The 8115-nt window shown below is 63.3% G+C and carries 6 protein-coding genes and 2 pseudogenes; 6 read left to right on the plus strand and 2 right to left on the minus strand.

The features are described 5' to 3' along the window. Positions 1-535 precede the first annotated feature (535 nt). The 5 genes and pseudogenes from paaZ to J7E80_RS21285 all read left to right on the plus strand — a co-directional run bounded on the left by paaZ (position 536) and on the right by J7E80_RS21285 (position 5515). Positions 536-2647, plus strand: a complete 2112-nt coding sequence (gene paaZ, locus J7E80_RS21270; RefSeq protein ID WP_215054202.1) for a phenylacetic acid degradation bifunctional protein PaaZ — start codon at positions 536-538, stop codon at positions 2645-2647. An 871-nt stretch (positions 2648-3518) separates the two neighbouring features. Continuing rightward, positions 3519-3914, plus strand: coding sequence for a reverse transcriptase domain-containing protein (locus J7E80_RS21275; protein ID WP_215054203.1), 396 nt, complete (start codon positions 3519-3521; stop codon positions 3912-3914). Beyond that, positions 3844-4074, plus strand: a pseudogene (locus J7E80_RS24760) (group II intron reverse transcriptase/maturase); the annotation flags it as partial. The gene J7E80_RS21275 and the pseudogene J7E80_RS24760, both read left to right, overlap by 71 nt. A gap of 133 nt (positions 4075-4207) precedes the next feature. After that, positions 4208-4567 carry a group II intron maturase-specific domain-containing protein gene (locus tag J7E80_RS24065; RefSeq protein ID WP_311380907.1) on the plus strand — a complete coding sequence of 120 codons (360 nt, stop codon included), beginning with the start codon at positions 4208-4210 and terminating at the stop codon, positions 4565-4567. A gap of 183 nt (positions 4568-4750) precedes the next feature. Beyond that, positions 4751-5515 (plus strand): annotated as a pseudogene (locus tag J7E80_RS21285) (transposase). Positions 5516-5640: 125 nt separating this feature from the next. Here the strand turns inward: J7E80_RS21285 and J7E80_RS21290 are convergent. Next, positions 5641-6045 (minus strand): nuclear transport factor 2 family protein, encoded by a 405-nt coding sequence (locus tag J7E80_RS21290; RefSeq protein WP_215054205.1) that lies wholly within the window; start codon positions 6043-6045, stop codon positions 5641-5643. Between the two features lie 507 nt (positions 6046-6552). Between J7E80_RS21290 and J7E80_RS21295 the strand changes: the two genes are divergently transcribed. Beyond that, on the plus strand, positions 6553-6801 hold the full coding sequence (locus J7E80_RS21295; protein WP_215054206.1) for a hypothetical protein: 249 nt from the start codon (positions 6553-6555) through the stop codon (positions 6799-6801). Here J7E80_RS21295 and J7E80_RS21300 read toward each other — a convergent pair. Next, on the minus strand, positions 6787-7320 hold the full coding sequence (locus tag J7E80_RS21300) for a hypothetical protein (RefSeq protein WP_215054207.1): 534 nt from the start codon (positions 7318-7320) through the stop codon (positions 6787-6789). The two genes, J7E80_RS21295 and J7E80_RS21300, sit on opposite strands and share 15 nt — an antisense overlap. Positions 7321-8115 lie beyond the last annotated feature (795 nt).

Raw genomic sequence — 8115 nt, forward strand, 5'->3', positions numbered from 1 at the left:
GGCCCCAGCCATTGGGAATGGCTGATGATATCGTCCACGGTCGCCGATTTACCTTGAATCACGCGGCCGATCCCATATACGGTGTCGCCCACCTGTCATCGGCTTACCGCTTAGGGCCACTTCCGAGACCGCAGGATGTGTCGAGATAGCATTTTCCACCTCGAAGGCAATTTCTCGTGGGAATTGGAGGCAGCCGGAGCCCGCCGGAAGAATTCGAGCCCTACCACCCCACAGACCGGCGGGAAGGTCAAACACCACCACCCCGTCCAAGCAGTGGCTGACCAGCCTGCCGCGGCCTCCCTTTCCGAACTCCAGGCCCTGTCTGAGAGCCGCCAGTGGATCTCAGGTGGCGACCTCTTACTAAACGTCCGGCTAGGACCTGGCGGTAGCATGTCACCAGCAGCCGTAGCAATGCAACCAAACGATGGGTTGACACACTTCAGCGTACTACTTACCCTTAGGTTTGATACCGAACGGACGGTCAGTAATGCGCTGGCCGTGTTGATTTTGCCCCCGTTGGAAGGACCTGTCAACCATGACCACCACCGCAACTGCTCCGGAACCCACTGCAGACACTGTAGAGATCGTTCCCAGCTTCGTCCGTGATTCCTGGTGGACCCCCGACGCCGCCGCCGCAGCCGGCGCCGCGCTCGTCCTCGATGCCAGCACCGGGGAACTCCTGGCCAAGGTGAGCGCGGCGGGGCTGAACCTCGCGGGCGTCGCGGATTACGGGCGCACCACCGGGCAGGCCGAACTCGGCCAGCTGACCTTCCACCAGCGCGCCCTCAAACTCAAGGAGCTCGCGCAGTACCTCAACGCGCGCCGCGATGAGTTCTACGCGGTCTCGGCCCAGACCGGCGCCACCAGGATCGACTCGATGATCGACATCGACGGCGGCATCGGGGTGCTCTTCACCTTCGGATCCAAGGGCCGCCGCGAGCTGCCCAACTCCCAGGTGGTCGTGGACGGCCCCCTGGAGGTGCTGTCCAAGGACGGCTCATTCGTCGGCGAGCACATCTTCACCCGCATCCCGGGCGTGGCCGTGCAGATCAACGCCTTCAACTTCCCGGTCTGGGGCATGCTCGAGAAGCTGGCCCCGGCCTTCATCGCCGGCGTCCCCACCATCGTCAAGCCCGCCACTCCCACCGGCTATGTCGCCGCTGCCGTGGTCAAGGTGATCATCGAATCCGGCATCCTGCCCAAGGGTTCCCTGCAGCTGGTCTCCGGATCCGTCCGCACCCTGCTGGACCACCTGGATTACCGCGACTACGTCTCCTTCACCGGCTCCGCCTCCACCGCCGACACGCTGAAGTCCCACCCCAACGTGGTCAAGGGCGGCGTCCGGTTCACCTCGGAGACCGACTCCCTCAACGCCGCCATCCTCGGCCCGGACGCCGTGAAGGGCACCCCGGAGTTCGACGCGTTCATCAAGTCCCTCGTCACCGAGATGACCGCCAAGGCCGGCCAGAAATGCACCTCGATCCGCCGCGCCATCGTGCCGCAGGAGCTGGTGTCCGCCGTCGCAGCCGCAGTGGGTGACCGGATCAACGAACGCGTGGTTCTCGGTGACCCCCGCGCCGAGGGCGTCACCATGGGCGCCCTGGCCTCCCGCGAGCAGCTCGCGGACGTGCGGGCGGCCGTCCAGGCCATGCTCGACGCCGGCGGGGAGCTCGCCTACGGCACCCTCGACTCGCCCAAGGTCACCAGCGCGGACGGTACCGTCGGCGTCGTCGACGACGGCGCCTTCATGTCACCGGTCCTGCTGAGCTGGAACAATCCGGAAGCGGAGGAGCTGCATTCGCTCGAAGCGTTCGGCCCGGTTTCCTCGGTGGTCGGGTACACGGACCTGGCCGCCGCCGTCCGCCTCGCCGCCCGCGGCGGCGGCTCGCTCGTTGCCACGGTCTGCACCAGCGACCCTGCCGTGGCGCGGGAGCTTGTCACCGGCATCGCGGCGCACCACGGCCGGGTGCTCATGCTCAACCGCGAGGACGCCCGCAGCTCCACCGGCCACGGCACGCCGGTCCCGCACCTGGTCCATGGCGGACCCGGCCGCGCCGGCGGCGGCGAGGAACTCGGCGGCATCCGCTCGGTCATGCACCATATGCAGCGCACCGCCATCCAGGGCTCGCCCAACATGCTCACCGCCGTCACGGACATCTGGCACACCGGCGCCGACCGCAACTTCACCCTCGAGACCGAAGGCCAGCACCCGTTCCGAAAGCACCTGAGCACGCTGCACATCGGCGACGCCATCCGCTCCCAACTGCGCGAGGTGACCTTGGACGAGATCACCCAGTTCGCCTACTCCACCGGCGACACCTTCTACGCCCACACCAACCAGGAGGCAGCCGCCGCGAACCCGTTCTTCCCGGGGATCGTCGCGCACGGCTACCTGCTGCTGGCCTGGGGCGCCGGACTGTTCGTGGAGCCCGCCCCGGGTCCGGTCCTGGCAAACTACGGCCTGGAAAACCTGCGCTTCATCACCCCCGTGGCCGCCGGCGACTCCATCCGGGTCACGCTCACGGCCAAGAAGATCACCCCGCGCGAGACCGAAGAATACGGCGAGGTCACCTGGGACGCCGTCTTGACCAACCAGAACGACGAAATCGTCGCGACCTACGACGTCCTCACCCTGACGGAGCATTAGCGTCGCTCCAAGCGGAGCACTCGCGCCATCTGTTTACGGGCGCCCAGCATGGATCCTCGGAGCGGTGAACTTCCAACAGTATCTGGCAGCCTAGTGATGCCGTGAAAGGTCTGTCGGCGGGCTAACAACCACATGCGTACTCGTTTCCGCGTATCAGGGCCCGCACGTTCGGGCAGTTAAGGACGTTTGAGACTGTGGCGATATTAAAGCTGGCGTGCTGAGCGAGGTCGCAGATCGGTGCTTGATCTAGCTGTATGAACTACGGACGTTATGAACGCGCGGCGTGGACAGGTGGCAAAGGAAGACCTCCGCGTCGAGTGGGCTTGCCGAGAGTCCGATCCACAAGGAGGCCTTCATGACCCATGCGATTCTCACGCCTAAGGGCAAGCTCCGCCTGGCCCGATGCGTCGTCGATGAGGTGGCCGCTACGCCTTGCGGCTGAACGGTTCCAAGTATCCGGGCTCTCCGTGGTTGGTGTGAATGCGGGTCGGCTACGGCCGCCGGCGGGTCCGTCTCCATGACAGTCCCTGTTTCGGCAGGCCGGTGCGGCTGCTGTGGGACAAGCGTGCTCCCATCCATCCCTGGCGTTCCCCGAGGACGGACTGCCGCCAGCTTCACCCGGCCGCTGCGACGGCCAAGCGATGCAGGTCTCTCACCTCCATCCGAAATAACAGCGTGCATTGTTGGGCGGCCGGGGTCCCCGGCCGCCGGTTTGATGATTTGTACAACCTGGTCTGCGACGCGGCGTTTTTGGTGGTGGCGTGGAAACGCGTCGCGGGCACCGCTGGGGCGCGGACGCCGGGAGTCGACAGAGCCACGGTGGCTTGGATCGCTTCCCGGATCGGGGTTGAGGGATTCCTGCAGCACGTTCGTGGCCAACCTTAGGGCGCGGACGTTCCAGCCGGTCGAGGTACATCAGGTTGAGATTCCCAAGCCGAGCGGGAAACTGCGCAAGCTGGGGATCCCGACGGTGACCGACCGGGTGGTGCAGGCTGCCCTCAAGCTGGTGCTGGAACCAATTTTCGAGGCGGACTTCCAGCCGTGCTCGTACGGGTTCCGGCCGAACCGGCGCGCGCAAGATGCCATCGCCGAGATCCATCACTTCACCACCAAGCGGTACCAGTGGGTGCTGGAGGCCGACATCGAGGCGTGCTTCGACATGATCGATCACGTCGCGTTGGGTCTTGTCCCCGCTGTTGGCCAACATCGCCCTGTCCGCGCTCGAAGACCAATTCATCCGGGCGTGGGAGCAGCAGATGGCGACTGAGCCCCAACGGCAGCGCCGCAAGCGACACGGTCAGGCGAACTACCGTCTGGTCCGGTACGCCGACGATTTTGTCGTGCTCGTTACCGGGCAGCGGGAACACGCCGAGCAGTTGCGGCAGGAGGTGACAACCGTGCTGGCCCCCATGGGCCTGCGGCTGTCGCCGGAAAAGACCCAAGTGGTCCACATCGACGACGGGTTCGACTTTCTCGGCTACAACATCCGCAGGATGCACAAACGGGGAAGCAACAAGTGGTTCGTGTACACCCGGCCCTTCGAAGAAGGCGATCGCCTCGATCAAGAGCCGAGTGAAGACCATGACGTACAGATCGACTCTGCACAAAGAGCCCGGATACCTGCTGGACTATCTGGGTCGGGTGCTTCGAGGGTGGGCGAACTACTTCCGACACGGAGTGTCCAAGGCCACGTTCTCCGCGATCGACTCCTATGCGTGGGAGCGGATCACGGCATGGCTACGGAAGAAGCAGCGCATCGAATGGCCAGAACTACGGCGCAGGTTCTGCCTGCCCGGAACCTGGCGGCTCGCCGTCGACGGGACAAGGTTCAAGGGCGCAGCCAGCGTCTCAGTCATCCGGTACCGCTACCGCGGCTACCGGATCCCGACCCCGTGGACACCCTCAGCCCCCACCGGCTGAGCGACAATCCTCACGTGGAGAGCCCGGTGCGGTGAGAATCGCACGCCGGGTTCGGCGGGCGGTCCGGGGAAACGGAACGGCATGCCGTCACCGCGCCCCGGGCCGACCCAACTGGTCCCACACCGGCCCGCCGGGATCCGGCATGGTCACCGGAATTGTGGATCACACCCGTGACGCTCAGGGATGGTGCATGCCCGGCTGCTGGATCTCGATCCGGGCCGGTCCGGGAAGGCCTACGCCGACTGGCTCAAGGACCGCGGCACCGGGTTCATCGCCCGGATCAAGACCGCGGCGCTGGATCCGTGCCGCGGCTATGCCAACGCCATCCGCGACGAACTGCCCGAAGCCATCACCGTTCTGGATGCCTTCCATGTTGTGAAGCTCGGGTAGGCCATGGTCGATGAGGTCCGCCGCCGGGTCCAGCAGGACACGCTCGGGCACCGCGGCCGCAAGGGCGATCCGCTCTACGGGATCAGGAGAACCCTGCAGATCGGAGCGGAGCACCTCACCGACAAACAGACCGCCCGCCTCGACGCGAAACTCGCCCTCGGGGACCCGGAACACGAAGTGACTTTGGCGTGGCAGTGCTACCAGAAGCTCCTGAACATCTACCACGCCAGGCCGGAACGCGGCCGGGAACTTGTCAACGAGGTCATCGCATCGTTCCCGTCGTGTCCGATCCCGGAAGTCGCCCGGCTGGGCCGGACACTCAAACAAGGGAAGAGCGCGATCCTGGCCTACTTCGACACCCGCGGCGCCTCCAACGGCCCCACAGAAGCGATCAACGGCGTCATCGAAGCCACCCGCAGAATTGCCCGTGGATTCGGGAACTTCACGAATTACAGACTCCAATGCCTACTCGCCGCCGGCGCCACCGTCGGGGCCGCTATTCGACATCGCCTACCTATGCATGGCCGAAAACTACTGTCGAGTCGCGGGCGCACGTAGGCCCGAATCGGGTTGAAACGGTTCGGCTCAAAATCCATATTTTTGGGCCAGGTACGCATACGTAACTACCGATAACGGTACATATTGCCCTCAGTTGTCGAAGCTTTAACTACCCGCGCCCCGGGTCATCCGAGGCCAGCAGAATCCAAGAATTCCTGCACGTGCTTAGTGTCCATGTACTCCACACCCCTGGTAATTTTGCCGTCAGCAACAGTGAGCAACAGATGATACCTGTTGCGATAAGCGACGCCCTCTTTTGTGTCACCGATGCTGTGGGCCTCGACTGCGACTTTATCGTTTTCGGCGGTCATTGAGTCGGGAATCCATTTCGGCGGCTCCGTAAAAGTTTTGACCAAAAACTCGTTGACCTCGCGGAACGCCTTCTTGTCGTATAAACCGGCCATCGCCAGGTTACCTGGGATCTCCCACTCGAAATTCTCGGCGAGCAGCTCGTGGGCGTAGTCGATGTCTCCTGAGCTGAATCGCTCCATGAAGGCGGTAACCACTTCCTTGTTCGAACCGGAACTCATCGCATTTACTCCCTATTCGTTGAGGTAACAGGCACTTAAGGGACCTGAATACAATGCCGAGCGTTCACTCTGCAGCGCTCACTAATTGCGTCGTACCAGTGTAAGCAGCACGTCGCGGACCGTCAACCTACCGTTTGGTTTGACCATCCGCATTCGTCAGGCCTGTTTATGAAGTGGTCAAACTCAGGAGGCGTAAAGCGGGGCACGGGAGGCGAGCCAGACGGGCGGGTCCTGCGAGGCCGTTAGCGGTGGTCTAACTGGCATGCACGGGTATCGATGAGCCGGGAGTCGCCGGGAAAGATTACTTCGCGTCCGGCAAGCACAGCTCACTAGTCTTCAAGCGGGAGCTCTTTCTGGAGCCTGAGTTCCCATACGAGGAATTGCGCGCCGTAGAGAGTGAATGTGATGGCGATGGCCAGTATGGAGATGGACCTGACTGAGGAGGAGCGGGAGCTGCTTCGGCGGGGCCTCTTGGAGTGGGGTGGCCCAGCTCGATGCACTGAGGCGATGGCCATCGCTATCGGTTTTCGTGACGTCGCAGACCTGCGGGACGAAGGATACCGAATTGCAGACGATCTACTCGCCGGTCGGTCTTTGACGACGAGTGACTGGCGCCGGGCCTTGTTGTCCACCGAGGTGGTGTTCGCCAGCGATGTTTTGGGTTCAGGAATTGATTGGTCCATCACCACGGGTATGGACGACGACGAAACACTCCGAATGCTGAGGTCAGTGCAGCGTAAGTTAGGCGGCGTCTGAGGTAACGGACCCTGCTGCCCTAAACCTAATGAGTGCGTCCGGCCGACCTTGTTGCTGCGATGTACTGGCGTAGGCGGTAGCCGAGTCCGTGGCGTGACGTTCGATGGTGGCGGGAGAGTAGCCGAGCGTTTCGGCGATGATGGCCACGGGGGCGAGCTTGGTGAGTTCATGAAGGGTTCCCAGCCGTGCGGCCCGGGTGCTGAACAACCTGCTGAGACGGGTTGTGAGGTATCCGGGGTGGATGTGCCGGCCTGGTGAGACTCCACGGAATACCCAATTGGTGTTGGGGTGCGAGGCAGTTAAGTTATGACCGGGGTTCGCAGCGAGTTCCCGCCAAGGCCTGTCCAAGGGGTCCGGTAGGGCGATGTGGATCGTCCCGAGCTGGACTGTGACGAGTTCACCGGTGACCGTCAGGTCGTCCCAGGTAAGCCGCGCTATGTTTTCAGCCTGCAGTCCGAAGACGAGGATGAGGATCGCGGCGGCGCGGTCTCGTGCCTCAAGTCCGTCGGTGTGAACCACGCGGTTGACTGCTTCATCTTGCCCTGACTTGGCGAGCCTGGGGCTGGTGCCGCGGCGGTGCGGGACGATGGCCAGCCCTGCCGGAGCGGCTTTGGTCTTGATGGCCCATGTCAGGAAGCCTTCGGCGATGCGGCGGGTTGTGGGTCCTCCGGCCTGCCATACGTCTAGCCCGGGGGTTTCAGGGGGCCTCGGCGCTGGAGGGTGTGTTTAAAGGCGAAAAGGTGCTCTAACTAGGGAAAATAGTGGTGTCTAAGCCAATTTATCCCGGTCGTAAAGGAGCACCTTTTCGGTGTTTATCCTGATGCCGGGATTATGCCGATACTTCTCACCTGGAACCGCGCCAGGACCACCAAGGTGAAGCTGCGGGGCCGCGCTACTGATCCACCCACGCTACGAAACGGGTAAAGGCTACAGGACAACGGCCACAGCGACAGCGCGCAATTCCTCCGGAACCGGGAGTTCCCCCAACGTGTTCGCGGTTACCCCGCCCTAGAAAGAGCCCGCTGGAGGTGCGCCAAGAGCGACACTGCCTGCCAGGCCCGGTCTGCCCCAGCTACGCGGTCTCGGCTAGAGAATGCAGTCTTTACAGGTCATGGAAGGCGCATCCATAGCCCGCGGGCGGACCGTCTATGGACGGCACAGAATCGAAAAACCGTGCCACCTTTCGGACTCGAGGACCCCGGCCGAGAGATATCTGACAAGCAGCATCTTCTATTCACACCTGAATTTGGCTAGATGACAGGGGAGTGGATGCGAGCTGTCGCGATGAAGGACCCTTGGGTTCTTGCGGTGATT

The sequence above is a fragment of the Arthrobacter sp. ISL-28 genome, from assembly GCF_018613875.1.
Lineage (GTDB): Bacteria > Actinomycetota > Actinomycetes > Actinomycetales > Micrococcaceae > Arthrobacter.